Source organism: Bradyrhizobium australiense (genome assembly GCF_013114825.1).
Taxonomy (GTDB): Bacteria; Pseudomonadota; Alphaproteobacteria; order Rhizobiales; family Xanthobacteraceae; genus Bradyrhizobium; species Bradyrhizobium australiense.
Genome location: NZ_JAAVLX010000009.1, coordinates 128375 through 145172 on the forward strand (window position 1 = coordinate 128375; position 16798 = coordinate 145172).

At 64.7% G+C, this 16798-nt stretch carries 12 protein-coding genes; 6 read left to right on the top strand and 6 right to left on the bottom strand.

Going from position 1 to position 16798, the window contains the following annotated elements; all coding sequences use genetic code 11:
- Window positions 1-95 precede the first annotated feature (95 nt).
- Window positions 96-1286, top strand: coding sequence for a UbiH/UbiF family hydroxylase (locus HCN58_RS26480; protein WP_171582304.1), 1191 nt, complete (start codon window positions 96-98; stop codon window positions 1284-1286).
- Window positions 1287-1293: 7 nt separating this feature from the next.
- On the opposite strand, the gene HCN58_RS26485 is transcribed toward HCN58_RS26480, so the two are convergent.
- A complete protein-coding gene (locus HCN58_RS26485; protein WP_171582488.1) occupies window positions 1294-2247 on the bottom strand; it encodes an AEC family transporter in 954 nt (317 codons plus the stop codon).
- 124 nt (window positions 2248-2371) lie between these two features.
- Here HCN58_RS26485 and hspQ point away from each other — a divergent pair, with 124 nt between their 5' ends.
- Complete coding sequence (gene hspQ, locus HCN58_RS26490) at window positions 2372-2704, top strand: heat shock protein HspQ (protein ID WP_171582305.1); 333 nt, start codon at window positions 2372-2374, stop codon at window positions 2702-2704.
- 70 nt (window positions 2705-2774) lie between these two features.
- Here the strand turns inward: hspQ and HCN58_RS26495 are convergent, their stop codons facing one another.
- Window positions 2775-3599, bottom strand: a complete 825-nt coding sequence (locus HCN58_RS26495; protein WP_171582306.1) for an invasion associated locus B family protein — start codon at window positions 3597-3599, stop codon at window positions 2775-2777.
- Window positions 3600-3861: 262 nt separating this feature from the next.
- On the opposite strand from HCN58_RS26495, the gene HCN58_RS26500 reads away from it, so the two are divergent.
- The 3 genes from HCN58_RS26500 (at window position 3862) to HCN58_RS26510 (ending at window position 8570) form a co-directional block, all read left to right on the top strand.
- Window positions 3862-5688, top strand: a complete 1827-nt coding sequence (locus HCN58_RS26500; protein ID WP_171582307.1) for an extracellular solute-binding protein — start codon at window positions 3862-3864, stop codon at window positions 5686-5688.
- A gap of 45 nt (window positions 5689-5733) precedes the next feature.
- Window positions 5734-7239, top strand: a complete 1506-nt coding sequence (locus HCN58_RS26505) for an AMP-binding protein (protein ID WP_171582308.1) — start codon at window positions 5734-5736, stop codon at window positions 7237-7239.
- 89 nt (window positions 7240-7328) lie between these two features.
- On the top strand, window positions 7329-8570 hold the full coding sequence (locus tag HCN58_RS26510) for a GGDEF domain-containing protein (protein WP_171582309.1): 1242 nt from the start codon (window positions 7329-7331) through the stop codon (window positions 8568-8570).
- A 149-nt stretch (window positions 8571-8719) separates the two neighbouring features.
- On the opposite strand, the gene mfd is transcribed toward HCN58_RS26510, so the two are convergent.
- Together mfd and HCN58_RS26520 are read right to left on the bottom strand one after the other, a co-directional pair.
- Window positions 8720-12238: a transcription-repair coupling factor gene (gene mfd / locus HCN58_RS26515; protein ID WP_171582310.1), complete on the bottom strand. Its 3519-nt coding sequence runs from the start codon at window positions 12236-12238 to the stop codon at window positions 8720-8722.
- Window positions 12235-12525, bottom strand: coding sequence for an FAD assembly factor SdhE (locus HCN58_RS26520; RefSeq protein WP_171582311.1), 291 nt, complete (start codon window positions 12523-12525; stop codon window positions 12235-12237). Before HCN58_RS26520 ends, mfd begins: the two co-directional genes overlap by 4 nt.
- A gap of 275 nt (window positions 12526-12800) precedes the next feature.
- Here HCN58_RS26520 and recG point away from each other — a divergent pair, with 275 nt between their 5' ends.
- On the top strand, window positions 12801-14909 hold the full coding sequence (recG, locus tag HCN58_RS26525) for an ATP-dependent DNA helicase RecG (RefSeq protein WP_171582312.1): 2109 nt from the start codon (window positions 12801-12803) through the stop codon (window positions 14907-14909).
- Here recG and HCN58_RS26530 read toward each other — a convergent pair.
- Together HCN58_RS26530 and HCN58_RS26535 are read right to left on the bottom strand one after the other, a co-directional pair.
- Window positions 14861-15841, bottom strand: coding sequence for a Dap2 family DHDPS-related protein (locus HCN58_RS26530; RefSeq protein WP_171582313.1), 981 nt, complete (start codon window positions 15839-15841; stop codon window positions 14861-14863). The genes recG and HCN58_RS26530 overlap by 49 nt on opposite strands.
- Window positions 15842-15872: 31 nt before the next feature.
- Window positions 15873-16658, bottom strand: a complete 786-nt coding sequence (locus HCN58_RS26535) for a DUF502 domain-containing protein (RefSeq protein WP_171582314.1) — start codon at window positions 16656-16658, stop codon at window positions 15873-15875.
- Window positions 16659-16798: the final 140 nt, after the last annotated feature.

Consider the following 16798-nt stretch of genomic DNA (forward strand, 5'->3'; position numbering starts at 1 on the left):
TCGGCGCTTTGCGGCGTTCCGTCGCGCGATTGGGCGGAAACATTTCGGCCGGTTGATGGCTTGAAAATGCCGGCCCCAGCGTCAATTGTCCCAATATGAATGATGCGTCGCAAGTTTATGACATCGCCGTGATCGGCGGCGGGCCGGCGGGGTTGACCGCTGCGATCGCGCTGGCCGCTACCGGCGCGAGAACCGCCCTGCTCGCCCGCCGCGTCCCTTATGCCGACAACCGCACCACCGCGCTGTTGGGGGCTTCCACCGAGCTGCTCGAACGTCTCGAGGTCTGGCCTCACTGCCGGGACAAGGCCGCCGCTTTGCGGACCATGCGCCTCGTCGACGACACCGGCCGGCTGATCCGCGCGCCCGAGGTGCGGTTTTCCTCGGATGAGATCGGTCTCGAACAGTTCGGGTACAACATTGACAACCACTCGTTAATGGTTGCCCTCGAAGAGCGGGCCGCCGAACTTTCTAAGTTGAATAGATTTGACGATGAGGCCACCGCGATCGACCCGCAGGATGCGATCGTCGCGATCCGTACCGGCAAGGGCGAGCAACTTTCCGCGCGGCTCGTGATCGGCGCAGACGGGCGGCAATCACCGTCGCGCGAGGCGGCCGGCATCAAGATCAGCCGCCGCGACCTTCACCAGTCCGCGCTGACCTTCAACATCTCCCATTCTCGGCCGCACAAGGGCATCTCCACCGAATTTCACAGCTCGCAAGGTCCACGCGTATTCGTTCCCCTGCCCGGAAACCGCTGCAGCGTGGTGTGGGTTTCGGAAACCAGAGAAGCCGAGCGGCTGATGTCGCTTGGCGACGACGAATTGTCGGAAGCCGCGGAAAGGCAGTCCCACTCCATTCTCGGCCGTGTGCAGATTGAAGCAGGACGCAACATGTTTCCGCTGACGATTGAGCGTCCGGAGCAATTCGCCAGCCATCGCGTCGCGCTGGTCGGTGAATCCGCTCATGTGGTGCCGCCGATCGGCGCGCAGGGCCTCAACATGGGACTGCGCGATGCGGCTGATATCGCCGACATCGCCGGCAATGCGATCTCGCTCGGCGAAGATCCGGGATCGCCGGCGGTGCTGGCGCGCTATCAATCCGCCCGCCGCGCCGACGTCGCCAGCCGGTTAATTGCCATCGATTTCGCCAACCGCTCCTTGCTCAGCGACTTCCTGCCTCTGCAATCGCTGCGTGCGGCGGGGATGCACCTGCTTGGATCGTTCGGCCCGCTGCGGCGGCTCGCCATGCGCGAGGGACTCGCGCCGACCTGGAAGCGCGTGAGCTAACCCCCGGCTACGGAAACACCAGCCGTCCGCTCTGGATGAACCACATCACGCTGGTCAGCGTGACCACAGAAGCGAAGGTTCCGATCAGGACGGCGACGGACGCCGGCTCGATCCAGGTATTGTTCTGCCGGGCGATGACAAACACGTTCAGCGCCGGCGGCAGCGCGGCCATCAGGACGGCGGTCGCGGCCCAGGGCTGCGCGAACGGGCCGAACAGCAGCATCAGCCCGAATACGATGAGCGGATGGATCAGGAGCTTGATCGCGATCACGCCGGGCACTTCCCAGGGCACGCGATCGAACGGGCGCAGCGCCACAGTAACACCCAGCACGAACAGCGCCGTCGGCGCCGCCGCGTTCTGGAGAAATAGCAAGGTGCTGTTGACGGCGACCGGCAATTGAACGTGCAGCGCCGCGATAAGCGCCCCCGCGGCGGCCGACATGATCAGCGGATTGAGCACGATCTGCCGCGCGGCGATGCCAATGGCGTGCAGGAACGACGGATGCTTGCGATCGGTCAACGCCATCAACAGCGGCACGATCGTGAACAGGAAGATGCTGTCGCAGCAGAAGATCAGCGCGGTCGGCGCCGTAGCCTTGGCTCCGAGCACCGCCAGCGCCAGCCCGGGGCCCATATAGCCGATATTGCCGTAAGCGCCGGCAAGGCCCGCCATCGTCGCCTTGCGCAGCGACAGTTCGCCGGTGATGCGGCCTGCCACCATGGCAAGCACGAAGGCGCTCACGGTTGCAAGCGTGGTTGCGATCAGAAATGGCGGGTTGTTCAGTTCGGAAAATGGCGTCTCCGACATGATGCGGAATAGCAAGGCCGGCAGTGAGACGTAGAGCAGGAAGAAGTTCATCCAGGCGAGGCCCGATTCCGGCAGCCCTCGGGTCTTGCCGCAGGCAAATCCGATGAAGATCAGGCCGAAATAGGGAAGCGCAAGGTTGAGGATGTCGACCATCTCGTAAAGCGTCTTTTCGCCAGTCATTTCGGGGAGATGGCGCCGGATATGGCCACCACGCGTAAAGGTTAATTCGTCCTATTGCCCCTAGCATCGGCCACAATCATGGTCTATTCGACGGGACATGATTAAAGCGCGCACGGCCAAATTTCAGATCGGGCAGATCGTCCGCCACCGGGTGTTCTCATTCCGCGGCGTGATTTTCGATATCGATCCGGAATTCAACAATACCGAGGAATGGTGGTTGTCGATCCCCGAGGAGGTTCGGCCTCACAAGGATCAGCCGTTCTATCACCTGCTCGCGGAAAATTCGGAGTCCGAATACGTCGCCTACGTCTCCGAACAAAATCTCCTGCCCGACGATTCCGGCGAGCCGATCCGGCATTCGCAGGTGGCCGAGATCTTCGTGAAGGATAAGGCGGGCGGCTACCGCCCACGCAATCCGTCGCTGAACTAGCCGTCTCTGCCGGCAACGAAAAAGGCGCCCTGATCGGGCGCCTTTTGTGTTTTGTCGAATGGCGCGGCTGTTATTTCGCCGCCGGATTTGCAGTGGCGCCGCCCGGCTGGGCTCCCTCGAGCTTCTTGCGCTGCTCTTCAGCCCGCTTCTGCAGCTCTTCCTGTAGCTTCTTCTGATTTTCCTCGAACACCTTCGGATCGGTCGGCGGACCGTCATAGGCCTTGGCGAATTCACCCGCGAGCGGCAGCGGCAGCGTCAGCGGCGCGCCGTTGGAATTGATCGCCTGAACGACGAGATTCTGGCCCTTCTTCAAGTTGGCGATCAGTTCGGGCGTTGCTTCGTAGTCCGACATGCAACCGTTCTGGAAGCAGATGACATAGGGGCCCTGCTGCGGCGGATTGTTATCAACGATGATCCGGGTTCCGTGCACGAGCTGCATGCCGAGCGGCAAGGTCACGCGCAGGAGCTTCTTCGGCTCGCCTTCCGGCTCGATGATGACGGCGGCGATGACGGGTTGGCCCGACTCGATGCGGCCGTCCTTGCCGGTGAAGCAAACCTGCTTGGCGCCGGCCTCCTGACCCTTGAGGCAGAATTTGGTCCAGGGGGCGTAGATGAGCTGGACTTGCTGTTCCTGCGGCGGGGGAGTGCCGGCGGCGGGAGCGCCAGCCGGAGGGGCCTGCGCGGTCGGAGCGCCGGCGGGAGCCTTGGGAGCAGCCTTCGGAGGCGCTTTCGGAGCGGCAGGCGCGGGGGCAGCCTTCGGGGCCCCGGGCGCTGGCGCAGGCTGCTGGGCTTGCGCGCCCGAGCCGATCAACGTTGCCGACAATGTCGAGGCCGCCAACAGGGCCAAGATCTGCCCACGCGGCCGAATCGACGCGGCCAAGATACGGAAATTCATTGCGGAAAACCCTTTCTGAACCGGAGCGCCCGAAACCGCTACAGGCACCGACACCAAGCCGCGCTGGGGCGGCTGTCTCGTTGGCAATTGAGGCGGATACGTGACAGGCGTTCCCGCGGTCATCAATTGCCCGCCTTCAATACAGCGGCAGACGAAAAGATCAATGCCGACAAGCATCTTTGGGTGTTCCTCGCGGGCCGAGGGCGAAGCCTATGGTAAAGCTTTGTTCGTGCGCATTTTCGAATCAAATCGCCGCCCGCCTATGACCCGCTCCGGTCGTATCCCCCTGCGTGTGCTCGCGGGCATTGCCCTTGCGGTGACTGTGACGCCGCTCGCCCCGGCCCACGAAGCCAGAGCGGCCGAAAGCCACGCGCTGGCGATGCACGGCGCGCCTGCTCTTCCCGCCGGTTTCACGCATATGCCCTACGCCAATCCCGAAGCGCCGAAGGGCGGGCGGCTGGTCTGGGGCGCCCTCGGAACCTTCGACAGCCTAAACCCCCTGATTGTCCGCGGCCTCGCGGTTCAGCAGATCAGGGGCTTTGTGGTCGAGAGTCTGATGGCGCGCGGCAACGACGAGGCTTTCACGCTCTATGGCTTGCTGGCCAAAACCGTCGAGACCGATGACGCGCGCAGCTACGTCACCTTCCACCTCGACCCTAGGGCGCGCTTCACCGACGGCAAGCCGGTCACTGCAGAGGACGTCCTGTTTTCGTGGGCCTTGCTGCGCGACAAGGGTCGCCCCAATCACCGCCAGTATTATTCCAAAGTCGTAAAGGCCGAAGCACCCGATCCGCTCACCGTGCGGTTCGACTTCGGCGGCGGCAATGACCGCGAGCTGCCGCTGATCCTTGGGCTGATGCCGGTCTTACCGCAGCACGCGGTCGATCCCGTGACGTTCGAGGAAACCACGATGACCGGACCGGTCGGTTCCGGCCCCTATCGCGTCACCGTCGTCAAGCCGGGCGCCAGCGTCACGCTGACCCGCAATCCCGACTATTGGGGCCGCGACCTGCCGGTGAATCGGGGGTTGTGGAACTTCGACGAGATCAGGCTCGACTTCTATCGCGAGGCCAACGGCCAGTTCGAGGCATTCAAGCGCGGCCTCTATGACTTTCGCGCCGAGCACGAGCCGCTGCGCTGGCATGACGGTTACGATTTTCCGGCCGCCCGCAACGGCGAAGTGATCCGCGACACCATCAAGACGGGGATGCCGCAGCCCTCGGAATTCCTGGTGTTCAACACGCGGCGTCCGGTGTTTTCAGACATCCGCGTGCGGCAGGCACTGACGCTGCTGTTCGATTTCGAGTGGATCAACCGCAATTACTTTTTCGGACTCTATGCGCGCGCGGCAGGCTTCTTCGCAGGGTCCGAACTATCCGCCTATGCCCGCCCGGCCGACGAGCGCGAGCGCGAACTCTTGAGGCCGTTCGCTGCACGGATCCGGCCGGATATTCTCGATGGCACGTACCGCCTGCCCGTCACCGACGGATCGGGCCGCGATCGAACGACGCTGCGCCAGGCGCTGAGCTTGCTGTCGGAAGCCGGCTACGATCTCGATGGGGCCGTGCTGCGGCAGCGTTCGTCCAGGACGCCGCTCACCTTCGAAATCCTGGTGACGACGCGCGACCAGGAGCGGATTGCGCTTTCCTATCAGCGCGACCTCAAGCGCGCCGGCATCGAGGCCAGCGTCCGCGCGGTCGATCCCGTGCAGTTCGACCAGCGCCGGCTGGGCTACGAGTTCGATATGCTGCAGAACCGCTGGGATCAGTCGCTATCCCCCGGCAACGAGCAATCCTTCTACTTTGGCAGTCCGGCCGCCGACATTCCCGGCACCCGGAATTACATGGGCGCCAAAGAGCCCGCGATTGACGCCATGATCGCTGCCCTGCTCGAGGCGCGCGAACGTCCGCCTTTCGTCTCCGCGGTGCGGGCGCTCGACCGCGTCCTGATGTCGGGCTTCTACGCAATTCCGGTGTTTAACGTGCAGGAGCAATGGATTGCGCGCTGGAATCGGATAGAACGACCTACAGCGACTGCGTTGACGGGCTATCTGCCGGAAACCTGGTGGCGGAAGCCGGATATGAAGTGAACTCGCCAAGCGATCCAACCTCCGTGACAGAGCCGAAGTAACGCCGTGACCCAGCCCACCGCTTCGCCAACGCTCGATACGTTGTTCAAACGGAACCTGGCACGGCAGCCGGACGCGCTGGCGCTGGTCGATCCCCCCAACAAGCAGCGCATCACCGGCCAGCCGCCGAAGCGTCTTACCTTCGCGCAGGCCGACCGCATGATCTCGTCGCTGGCTGCGCACTTCATCGAATCCGGCTTGCCGTCCAATTCCGTGATCGCGGTTCAGCTGCCCAACACCATCGAATTCGCGCTGACCGTGCTGGCCGCCTTCCGCGCCGGCCTCGTCGTCGCGGTGCTGCCGCTGCTCTGGCGGCAGTCGGAATTGACCATGGCGCTCAACCGCGCCGCCGCGCGGGCGATCGTGACCTCGGGCAAGGTCGATGGCGTGATCTACTCGGATCTCGCCATGAACGCCGCCGCAGAAGCGTTCTCGATCCGCCATGTCTGCGGCTTCGGCGGTGACCTGCCCGAAGGCATGGCCTCGCTCGACAACGCCATCTTCCGGGAATCCCCGACCACGCGCGCCGTGATCCAGGACGGCCGCAAGGCGGCGCTGATTTCCTTCGACGTCACCTCGGACGGATTTCGGCCGGTCCCGCGCGCCCATCTCGGCCTGATTGCCGGCGGCCTTGCCATATCGCTCGAAAGCGACGTGCCGCAGGGCGCCACCATCCTGTCGGCCTTCTCGCCGATGTCGTTTGCCGGCCTCGCCTCGTCACTGGCGATCTGGCTGCTGTCGGGCGGAACACTGGTGTTGCACCATCCGTTCGATGACGAGGTGCTGGAGCAGCAGGTCAACGAACAGGCCTGCGACACCTTGATTGCACCTGCACAGCTGGCGCTGCGGCTGGACGAACTGGACTTCGCTGCGCGGATGCCGAGCCTGCGCAATGTCATCGGCCTGTGGCGCACACCGGAACAGGTCGGCTCCAGCGCGTGCTGGACCGCGCAACAGGCGACGCTGACGGATGTCTATCTGTTCGGCGAGGCCGGATTGTTCGGAGCCCGCCGAATCGCGGAGGACGGCTCACCGGCCCTGATCAAGCCCGGCCCTCACGGCGCGCCACGCGATTTGCCGGGATCGTCGATCGCGGGCGAGATCCTGCTGACGCCGCGGGGTACGTTGGGATTGCGCGGACCGATGGTGCCGGTGGCGGCCTATGCGCCCCCTCCGCCGCCGAGCGACTCCCTGATCGCGTCGCCGCCGCGCGACTACGTCGATACGGATTACGCGGCGCGGCTCGACCGCGTCACCGGCGCGGTCAATATCACCGCGCCGCCCTCCGGCGTCATGGCCGTCGGCGGCTACCGCTTCCTGGCGCAGGACCTGCAGGAGTGGGCGCGCCGGCTCGGTCAGGGCGCGCTCTTGACTGCACTGCCCGACCGCCTCAGCGGCCACCGGCTCGCTGGCCGCGCGCTCGACAACGCCCGTGCCCGAGACGCGCTCACAGAACTGGGCCTTAACCCCTTGATGGTGGAAGCATTTCGGGATCGGAGCAACGCCGCCTGAGGAGCCGCTGGCGGGCGTCCGTTGACGCCGCATTAAGCGCCGCAAACTAGGATCGCAGCTCAAAATGCGCGCCTGATCCGAGTTCTCAGATGTCTCAGCAAGGTCCGATTCTCGTCGTATCGACCGCGAAACCGCGGTCCTTTGCCGCCACACTCGACGTCACGAGACTGTTTCCGGTGGTCGAGACCGGGTGGGCGGACGCGGGGCGCGCGGTCGAGCAGGTGCAACCGGCGGCCGTGCTGGTCGGAACCTCCGGCACCGATCCAGCCGGACTCGCGGAGCTGGCCGTGCGGGTCGCGGCGCGACAGCCCTATCTGCCGTTGATCGCCGTGGACCCGCAGATTGCGTGTCCGGACAACGTCATTCCCTTCTTTCAGAGCCAAGTCCCACACGCCCAAGGCGGCTCCGACCGGCTGGCCGCCCGCTTGCGCGCCGCGCTGCGCGTGCGATCCTTGCATGCGACCGTGATGCGCCGGCTGGTGCCGGCAGCGCCGATGGCGCTGTCGCACATCGATCCGGCGCGTGACGCTACCGTGCTGCTGATCGGCCGCGGCGGCGCCTATCCCGCGCTGTCGGTCGCGCTTGGCGAGCGCACCGGCGTGGTCGGCGCGCTCTCGATCGAGGCGGCAGCGAAGCATCTGAACGTCAGAGATATCGATGGCATCGTGCTCGGCGAAGGATTTAGCCCGCGCGTGGTCGACGCCTTCCTCACCGTGCTGACTGAGGACGCCCGTTTCCGCAATCTTCCCGTCGTCGTGACGGCAAGCGATCTGGCGCCGGCCTATGATTTGCCGAACCTCGAGATCATCTCCGGCGACGCCCCCGAGGTGGCAGCGACCGCGCTGCCGCTCATCCGCCAGCACGCCTTCGAAGCGCATCTGAGCCGCACGCTGAAAGCCATCGACGCCGATGGCCTGATCGACGCGCGGACCGGTCTGCTCACCCCGGAAGCGTTCGAGCGCGACTTCGCCAGCGCCATCTACCAGACGCAGCAGCGCGGCGGCGGATTGGCGGTCGCACGCTTTGCGTTCGATCGCGACCATCCCCGCGCGCAATTCGACGGCGCGCGGATCATCAGCCGCCTGATGCGGCAAATGGATTTCGGCACCGCCCAGGATGACGGCTCGGTTGTCGTGGTCTTTGCCGAGGCCGACCTGAAGACGGCCCACAGCATTGCGCGGCGGCTGTCGAGCGTGATGCGACATACCAGCCATGGCCAGCGCGACGCACGATCGGAGCCTACGGTCGCGGTCGCCACGCTGCTGCCGAATGATTCTGCAAAGTCGCTACGATCGCGGCTCGAGCAAGACGCCCAGCGCGCCGCGTCGTAGAGAGAGCGCCAACCTAACCCGGTCATTGCGAGCGAAATGAAGCAATCCATCTCTCCGCTCTTGAAGACAGATGGATTGCTTCGTCGCTTCGCTCCTCGCAATGACGGGGAGAGGCTGCGCGCCCCACCGCGTCCGGGACACGAGACCGCCTATGCCGCCTTCTTGCTTTCCGCGAGATTGGCGAGCTGCCGCAATATCTCCGTCGTGCCTATCAGCCGCTCTTCCGGCGTCTTCCATTGCTGCAGGAACACCACCTTCATGTCGGGCCGGACCTTCGCGGCCTGGCCGTGCTGACGGATGAAGGCGACGAGGCGATCCGGCTGGGCAAAGCTGTTGTCGCGGAATGAAATCACGGCGCCCTTTGGACCGGCATCGACCTTCTCGACATTGGCACGGCGGCAATAGGCCTTGATCGCCGCCACCTTGAAGAGGTAGCGGACTTCGTCCGGCAGCACGCCGAAGCGGTCGCGCATTTCGGCAGCGAAATTGTCGATCTCCTCGTCGGTGTCGAGATCGGCCAACCGCCGATACAGCGACAGCCGCACCGAAAGATCGTTGACGTAATCCTCGGGGATCAGCACCGGCATGCCGATGGTGATCTGCGGCGACCAGCGGTCGGCGGCGGGCTCGGCCACGCCGGCCTTGAGATTGAGGATCGCTTCCTCCAGCATCGATTGATAAAGCTCGAAGCCGACTTCCTTGATGTGACCGGATTGTTCCTCGCCGAGCAGATTGCCGGCGCCGCGGATGTCGAGGTCGTGCGATGCGAGCTGGAAGCCCGCGCCCAGCGTTTCCAGCGACTGCAGTACCTTCAGCCGCCGTTCGGCCTGCGCAGTGATCTTCTGCTGCGCCGGCAGCGTAAACAGCGCGTAGGCGCGGAGCTTCGAGCGCCCCACCCGTCCGCGCAGCTGATAGAGCTGCGCCAGGCCGAACATGTCGGCGCGGTGCACGATCAGTGTGTTGGCGGTCGGAATATCGAGACCGGACTCGATGATGGTGGTCGAGAGCAGGATGTCGTACTTGCCGTCGTAAAACGCTGACATGATGTCTTCGATCACGGTTGGCGCCATCTGGCCGTGGGCGACGGCGACCTTCATCTCTGGCACGTTCTTGTCGAGAAAATCCTTGACACCGGCGAGATCCTCGATCCGCGGCACCACGTAGAACGCCTGTCCGCCACGGTAGCGTTCTCGGAGCAACGCTTCGCGGATCATCAGGGGGTCGTGCGGCGCGACAAAGGTGCGCACCGCCAGACGATCGACTGGGGGCGAGGCGATGATCGAGAGATCGCGCACGCCGGTCAGCGCCAGTTGCAGCGTCCGCGGAATCGGCGTCGCGCTGAGCGTCAGCACATGCACCTGCGCACGAAGTTGCTTCAGCCGTTCCTTGTGGCTGACGCCAAAGTGCTGCTCCTCGTCGACGATCAGCAAACCGAGATCCCTGAACTTGATCGACTTGCCGAGCAGCGCATGGGTGCCAACCACGATATCGACATTCCCGTCGGTCAGCCCCTTTTTGACCTGCGTCAATTGCTTTGCCGGGATCAGGCGGGAGGCCTGTGCGACATTGACCGGGAAACCGCGGAAGCGTTCGGCAAAATTCTTGCTGTGCTGCCGCGCGAGAAGTGTGGTCGGCACCACCACGGCGACCTGCTTGCCATCGAGCGCCACGGCAAACGCAGCGCGCAGTGCCACTTCCGTCTTGCCGAAGCCGACGTCGCCGCAGATCAGCCGATCCATCGGCCGGCCGCTTTCGAGGTCTTTCAGCGTGGAAGTGATGGCCCCCAACTGGTCTTCGGTCTCCTCATAGGGGAAGCGCGCACAGAATTCGTCATAAACATGCGGCTGCACCGGCATTTTCGGCGCTTCGTGCAGTTGCCGCTCGGCCGCGATCTTGATCAGTTCGCCGGCGATCTCGCGGATCCGGTTCTTCAGCTTGGCCTTGCGTGCCTGCCAGCCGCCGCCACCCAGCCGGTCCAGCTCCACATTGGCGTGATCGGAGCCGTAGCGCGACAGCAGCTCGATGTTCTCGACCGGCAGGAACAGCTTTGTTTCAGCGGCATAATGCAGCTCAAGGCAGTCATGCGGCGCGCCACCGACTTCGATCGTCTGCAAGCCGACAAAGCGCCCGATGCCATGCTCTACATGCACCACGAGATCGCCGGTGGAAAGGCTCGTGACTTCGGAAATGAAGTTGTCGAGCTTGCGGCTCGACTTGCGCTGCCGCACCAGGCGGTCGCCGAGGATGTCCTGCTCGCTGATGACGGCGAATTCGTCGGTCTCGAAGCCGCTCTCCATGCCGACCACCGCCAGCATGGCCTCGTTGCGCGGCGTCGCCTGCACGGTGCGCCAGGCGTTGACGCTGGTGATATTGGCGAGCTTGTGATCCCGCAGCATGCTGGCCATGCGGTCGCGCGAGCCTTCGCTCCACAGCGCGATCACCACCTTCTTGCGCTGCGCCTGCAACGCCAGCACATGCGCCACCACGGCTTCGAACACGTTGACCGAAGTGTCGGCGCGCTCGGGCGTAAAATTGCGGCCCTGCCGCGCGCCGGCGTCGACTACGTCCCCGCCCCCTTCGGGCACGGCAAACGGCGTCAGCCGCGCCACCGCGGCATCGTTCAGCCGTGTTGTCCACTCTGTTTCCGTCAGATAGAGCCGGTCCGGCGGCAACGGCTTGTAGATCGCACCTGACCCTGGATGTTCCAGCGCCTCGCGCCGTGCCTCGTAATAGTCCGCGATCTGTTTGAACCGCTCGCGCGCGGCGTCCTCGCCTTGCGGTTCGATCGCGACCGGCGCACCGTCGAGATAATCGAACAGCGTTTCCATCCGCTCCTGGAACAGCGGAAGCCAATGCTCCATGCCGGGATGGCGGCGGCCTTCGCTGACGGCTTCATAGAGCGGATCGTCGCGCTCGGGCGCGCCGAAGGTCGCGACATAGCCCATGCGAAAGCGGCGGATGGTTTCGGTGACGAGCTGGAATTCCGAGATCGGCACCAGATCGAGCGCGCGCATGTCGAGCAGCGTGCGCTGGGTTTCCGCGTCAAACGTGCGAATTGACTCCAGGGAGTCGCCGAAGAAGTCGAACCGCACCGGCTGATCCAGCCCCGCCGGAAACAAATCGAGGATGCCGCCGCGCACGGCGTACTCGCCGGGCTCGCGCACGGTCGAAGAGCGGTTGTAGCCGTTGTGCTCCAGCCAGGCGACAATCGAGTCCATCGGCACGACATGGCCGGGCGCAACCGACAGCGCCTGCGCCGCCACCACCTCGCGTGCGGGCACGCGCTGCACGATCGCGTTGACAGTGGTAAGCACGATCAGCGGCTTGTCGCTGCCCTGCAGGCGCGACAGCCGCGCCAGCGTCGTCAGTCGCTGCGCCAGGATGCCGCCGTGCGGCGACACCCGGTCATAGGGCTGGCAGTCCCAGGCCGGAAACTGCATGACGGGCAGATCAGGCGCGAAGAATTCCAGCGCCCGCGCCAGCTGCTGCATGCGCGCACCATCGCGGCAGACCACGGCAAGGCTCACCGCGGGCGGTTTTGGTCGGGCCGCCACCGCGCGCGCCAGATCCGAGACGACAAGCCCCTCCGCGCCCTCGGCGACATTGGCGAAGGTCAGCGCGCGGCCGGGGGCCAACAGCGCGGCGGGGGATTTGATCGGCGACTTCATGCGTCGTGATCCACGGCGCGAAACGCCTTGATGCGGTCGAACAGCGCGGTCGCATATCCCGGATCGAGCGGCGTGTCGCCGGTCAGCGCGGCATAGAGATCGGGATCGGGCACCTCGATCAGGCGCTCCAGCTCGGTCAGTTCGTCGTCGCGCATGCCCGATATCTCGGCATCGGCAAAACGGCCGAGGATGAGATCCATTTCCCGGGTACCGCGATGCCAGCAGCGGAACAAAAGCCGCTTGCGGCGGTCGTCGAGGCCGCCGCTTGATCGTGTTGTACCCGTCATTTTCTCTGGTCCCATTCGAACGCCAAAAGCCCGGACGTGCCGGGCCGGGTTGATATAACGGTCGGGATGACTGTTGTCAGCCCTTCCTGCTCCCTGAATTATCAACCGAGTTGTCATTGCCGGGCTTGACCCGGCAATCCATCCTCTTGAAGAGGGATGGATGCGCGGATCCAGTCTCCGCCAAGGCTTCGCGGGCCACGAGCGCACTCGGCCGCCGAAGCTTTGGCGAAGGCGGCAAGTTCGCGCATGACGGATCGTAAGCGACGAGAGACCTGATGCGCCCCACCCTGCTCAATCCGCTGTTTGCGCCGGTCACGAGCCTTCCTGGTGTCGGGCCGAAGCAGGACAAGCTGCTGCGCTATCTGCTCAGCCGCGATGAGACGCCGCGGCTGATCGATCTGCTGCTGCATCTGCCGGCCAGCGTGATTGACCGCCGTGCCCGGCCGAAGATTCGTGAGGCGGTGCTGGGAACCGTGGTTACACTGGAAGTCACCGTCGGCCGCCACCGGCCGCCACCGCCGCGCAATGCCCGCGCGCCCTACCTCGTCTATGCCTCGGACGATACCGGCGACGTGGTGCTGACGTTTTTCCGCGCCAAGCCCGGCTATGTCGAAAAGCTGCTGCCGGTCGGCGCGAAGCGCTACGTATCCGGCACGCTGCAGATGTATGACGGCATCCCGCAGATTGTGCATCCCGACCGCGTCGTCGACGAAGCCGGATTTGCAAAACTCAGCGGCATCGATCCGGTCTATCCCCTGACCGAAGGGCTCGCGCTGGGGTCGCTGCGCCGCGCGATTGCCCAGGCGCTGCAGAAGCTGCCGGAACTGCCGGAGTGGATCAGCCCGGAAGTGATCCGTCGCTGCAAGTTTCCGCCGATCCGGGAAGCGCTCAGCCGCGTGCACGTGCCGATCGAACTCACGGACATTTTGCCCGACGGCCCGTTCTGGTCACGGCTTGCGTTCGACGAATTGTTGGCCGGTCAATTGGCGCTGGCGCTGGTGCGCGCGCAATTACGGCGTCCGGCCGGCGACCGTAACGCCGGCGACGGTCACCTGCGCCACAAGATCATCGACGCGTTGCCCTACGCGCTCACCACCTCGCAGCGCGCAGCGGTTGCCGCCATCACCGAGGATTTGCGCCAGCCGGTGCGAATGCTGCGGCTGCTGCAGGGCGACGTCGGCTCCGGCAAGACGGTGGTGGCGCTGTTGGCGGCGGCTGCGGTCGCGGAGGCCGGCAAACAGGCCGCGCTGATGGCGCCGACCGAAATCCTCGCGCGCCAGCATATCAAGACCATCGCGCCGCTCGCCGAAAGGGCGGGCCTGCGCGTGGCGATCTTGACCGGGCGCGAAAAGGGCAAGGAGCGGCGCGAGGTCCTTGCGCAGCTCGAAGCCGGCGAGACCGATCTTCTGGTCGGCACCCACGCGCTGATCCAGGACGACGTGATTTTTACGGCACTGGCACTGGCCGTGGTCGACGAACAGCATCGCTTCGGCGTCCGCGAACGGCTCGCACTCACCAATAAGGGCGAGGCCGTCGATGTGCTGGTCTTGAGCGCGACGCCAATCCCGCGCACGCTGGTGCTCACCTATTTCGGCGACATGGACGTCTCCGAATTGCGCGAGAAACCGGCTGGCCGCCAGCCGATCGACACCCGCACCGTCCCGAACAGTCGGCTCGACGAGGTCGTCGATGCCGTCGGCCGCGCGCTGAAATCAGGCAAGCTGGTTTACTGGATTTGTCCGCTGGTCGAGGAATCCGAAGCCGAGGGCACGGAACATCTCACCAACGCCACCGCGCGTTTCGAGCGGCTGCAGAAGCGCTTTGGCGACCGCGTCGGCCTCGTGCACGGGCAGATGAAGGGGACGGAGAAGGATCGCGTGATGGCGCAATTCGCCAACCACGAAATCGGCCTTCTGGTCGCCACCACCGTGGTCGAGGTCGGCGTCGATGTGCCCGCAGCCACTATCATGGTGATCGAGAATGCCGAACGCTTCGGGCTCGCGCAACTGCACCAGCTCCGCGGCCGGATCGGCCGCGGCTCGGAGTCCTCGACCTGCCTGTTGCTCTACAAGGAGCCGCTCGGCGAGATGTCGGCGGCGCGGCTGAAGGTGATCCGCGAAACTACCGATGGATTCAGGATCGCGGAGGAGGACCTGAAGCTGCGCGGCGAAGGCGACGTGCTCGGGATCCGCCAGAGCGGCCTGCCCGGCTATCGCATCGCCCGCTCCGACGTGCACGCGCAACTGATCACGCAGGCGCGCGACGAGGCGCTGCGCATCATGAAGGACGATCCCAAGCTCAAGGGCGAGCGCGGCGAAGCGCTGCGCTGCCTACTTTATCTATATGAGCGTGACGAAGCCGTGCCGCTGATCGGCGCGGGATAGCTCGCTCCGGCCTCGGCAATGCGACGCCGGTAGTGCTCGGTGCCCTCGACGATCTTGTCGAGCAGCGCCTCCAGCGCCCAGAATTTTTCGTGGATATCGAAGGTGACGGCACGGCTGTCGGTGCAGGAAAACGTACCGAGACGCTGGTGGTAGAGTTTTGCGAGCTTCGGATAACCCATCGGTTCGGCCATCGCCGACAGCGCGAGGTAGACCGACAATTCGTCCGCCAGTGCCGGATGGCGGGCATTTTCGGTCATCATCCATTTGTAGAGATCGGGATGAAAATTCGTGAACACGCCGGTAAACCCGCGCGAACCGGCTTTCATTGCCTCAAAGGCAATCGCCGCATTGGCATTGACGATAGCAAGTGGCGTGCCCCTGGTCAGTGCCACCCGGCGCTTCACCGTTTCGAGGTCGCAGGAGACGTCCTTGAGGATGATGAAGCGGCCGGTGCCCGCGCAGACCTTCAGTTCATCGTCCGTCAGCAGGCGGCGATAAGGCGCCGGGCACTCGTAGAGGCCGAGGGGAATTTCCTTCGGCAAGCGGTCGAGCAGCCAGCTCAGATCGTCGATGAACTTGCTGCCGCCTTCCCGCCTGGCGTCGAGACGGTTGGTGACGAGCACCATCCCGTCAACGCCTGTCGCGGCGATCGCGGTCAGCTCGGCAAGCTGGTCGTCGAGGCTTTCGCTGATGTGCCCGGAAGCGATCACCGGCACACGACCGGCCGCGGCTTTCTTGACGAAGGCGGCGAGCGCAACCCGTTCGTCGAGACCGAGAAACTGCATCTCGCTCGACTGGCAAACCGCAAACAGCGCGTCCGAGCCATTGTCGATGTACCATTCCACCAGCCGGGTGAGGCCCGGATAGTCGATCTGGCCGCTTTCGGTGAACGGCGTGATCATCACGGGAATGATGCCTTCGATCTTGGTCATGAGTTCATGCCCCCCGGGATGACAGCTCAAATCACTCCACCTTCACCTTTGCGGGAGCGGGCTTCAGCCCGGCGGCCGAATTGGCCACGCGCGCCGCGTTCGCCATGCCGGCAAGCGCTGCGTTGCGTTTCTGCGGATCGGAGCCTGGCTGCACCACGCCGGCGGACATGATCAGCGTCGCGGCGTCTTCGGTGGTCATGTCGACTTCGATAATCTTGCTCTTCGGCACGTAGAAAAAGAAACCCGTGGTCGGGTTCGGCGCGCAGGGCAGGAACACCGAGATGTGCTCCTCCTGGCCGGGAAGCTGGCTCGCGATGTTCACGCTCGGCGACTGCGAGATCAAAACGATCGACCACATTCCCGGCGAGGGAAATTCAACCAGTCCGACCTTGCGAAAGCTCGACCCCTTGCCCGAGAACAGCGTCTCGAACACCTGCTTCAGCCCGCGATAGATCGCACGCACCACGGGCATGCGGCCGAGCAGGCGTTCGCCGAGGTCGACCAGCGTCCGACCGATCAAATTGGCGGTGAGGAAACCGAGCAGCGTCAGCGCGACTACGGCGACGATCAGCCCCGAGCCCGGCAAGCCGAACGGCAGATAGGTTTCGGGACGGTAGACCGTCGGCACGAACGGGCGGACCAGATTGTCGACCCAGTTCACGAACCACCAGGTTAGATAGAGGGTGATCGCGACCGGCCCTGCGACAATCAGCCCGGTCAGAAAATAGTTCCGAAAACGGGCCATTAGCCCGCGAGGGTGGGTATCCGGCAGGGGTTCTTCCGGCGGCGCGGTCGGGGGCAGTTCTTCGCGGTTCATTGTGGTTCCAGGTCAGGGCGGCCGAACTCGACATTCGGGCGCGATCGGACGCAAAACCGGGGCCCACTTTTGCTTGATCGCGCCTATTCCAGCTAAGCCATCCTAGCAGGTTTTTGAAGAGCCAGCGTGACAGCCCGGGG

Coding starts and splice junctions, on each gene's coding strand:
- HCN58_RS26495 (WP_171582306.1), bottom strand. CDS start 3,599: ATGAATTTCCGTATCTTGGCCGCGTCGATTCGGCCGCGTGGGCAGATC.
- recG (WP_171582312.1), top strand. CDS start 12,801: ATGCGCCCCACCCTGCTCAATCCGCTGTTTGCGCCGGTCACGAGCCTT.
- HCN58_RS26500 (WP_171582307.1), top strand. CDS start 3,862: ATGACCCGCTCCGGTCGTATCCCCCTGCGTGTGCTCGCGGGCATTGCC.
- hspQ (WP_171582305.1), top strand. CDS start 2,372: ATGATTAAAGCGCGCACGGCCAAATTTCAGATCGGGCAGATCGTCCGC.
- HCN58_RS26510 (WP_171582309.1), top strand. CDS start 7,329: ATGTCTCAGCAAGGTCCGATTCTCGTCGTATCGACCGCGAAACCGCGG.
- HCN58_RS26530 (WP_171582313.1), bottom strand. CDS start 15,841: ATGACCAAGATCGAAGGCATCATTCCCGTGATGATCACGCCGTTCACC.
- HCN58_RS26485 (WP_171582488.1), bottom strand. CDS start 2,247: ATGGTCGACATCCTCAACCTTGCGCTTCCCTATTTCGGCCTGATCTTC.
- mfd (WP_171582310.1), bottom strand. CDS start 12,238: ATGAAGTCGCCGATCAAATCCCCCGCCGCGCTGTTGGCCCCCGGCCGC.
- HCN58_RS26520 (WP_171582311.1), bottom strand. CDS start 12,525: ATGACGGGTACAACACGATCAAGCGGCGGCCTCGACGACCGCCGCAAG.
- HCN58_RS26480 (WP_171582304.1), top strand. CDS start 96: ATGAATGATGCGTCGCAAGTTTATGACATCGCCGTGATCGGCGGCGGG.
- HCN58_RS26535 (WP_171582314.1), bottom strand. CDS start 16,658: ATGAACCGCGAAGAACTGCCCCCGACCGCGCCGCCGGAAGAACCCCTG.